The organism is Cupriavidus necator (genome assembly GCF_013141915.1).
In the GTDB taxonomy this organism is placed as follows: domain Bacteria; phylum Pseudomonadota; class Gammaproteobacteria; order Burkholderiales; family Burkholderiaceae; genus Cupriavidus; species Cupriavidus necator_B.
Genome location: NZ_SROX01000041.1, coordinates 1 through 1,052 on the forward strand (window position 1 = coordinate 1; position 1,052 = coordinate 1,052).

The following is a 1,052-nucleotide window of genomic DNA, read 5'->3' on the forward strand; positions in this document are numbered from 1 at the left end:
GCTTAGTCGAGGATCTTTGCCACGACGCCGGCGCCGACGGTACGGCCACCTTCGCGGATAGCGAAGCGCAGGCCTTCTTCCATGGCGATCGGGGCGATCAGCTTGACGGTGATCGACACGTTGTCACCCGGCATCACCATTTCCTTGTCCGCCGGCAGCTCGATCGAGCCGGTCACGTCGGTGGTACGGAAGTAGAACTGCGGGCGGTAGTTGTTGAAGAACGGGGTGTGACGGCCGCCTTCGTCCTTCGACAGGATGTACACCTCGCCGGTGAAGTGGGTGTGCGGCTTGATCGAACCCGGCTTGCACAGCACCTGGCCGCGCTCGACGTCTTCACGCTTGGTGCCGCGCAGCAGCAGGCCAACGTTGTCGCCAGCCTGGCCCTGGTCCAGCAGCTTGCGGAACATTTCCACGCCGGTGCAGGTGGTCTTGACCGTCGGCTTGATACCGACGATTTCGATTTCTTCGCCGACCTTGACCACGCCACGCTCGATACGGCCGGTCACCACGGTGCCGCGACCCGAGATCGAGAACACGTCTTCCACCGGCATCAGGAAGGTACCGTCAACGGCACGCTCCGGCGTCGGGATGTAGGTGTCCAGTGCCTCGGCCAGGTTCATGATGGCCACTTCGCCCAGCTCGCCCTTGTCGCCTTCCAGCGCCAGCTTGGCCGAACCCTTGATGATCGGGGTGTCGTCGCCGGGGAACTCGTACTTGCTCAGCAGCTCGCGAACTTCCATCTCGACCAGCTCGAGCAGTTCGGCGTCGTCCACCATGTCGCACTTGTTCAGGAACACGATGATGTACGGCACGCCAACCTGGCGGGCCAGCAGGATGTGCTCACGCGTTTGCGGCATCGGGCCGTCAGCGGCCGAGCACACCAGGATCGCGCCGTCCATCTGCGCGGCACCCGTGATCATGTTCTTCACATAGTCAGCGTGGCCCGGGCAGTCAACGTGCGCGTAGTGGCGGTTGGCCGTCTCGTATTCGACGTGCGCGGTATTGATGGTAATACCGCGGGCCTTTTCTTCCGGCGCTGCGTCGATTTCGTC

The 1,052-nt window shown here is 63.1% G+C and carries 1 protein-coding gene; it reads right to left on the reverse strand.

Features of this window, described 5'->3' with window-relative positions:
* Positions 1–2: 2 nt before the first annotated feature.
* The coding region (gene tuf, locus E5S69_RS32050; protein WP_171518317.1) for an elongation factor Tu at positions 3–1,052 on the reverse strand (1,050 nt) is incomplete at its 5' end.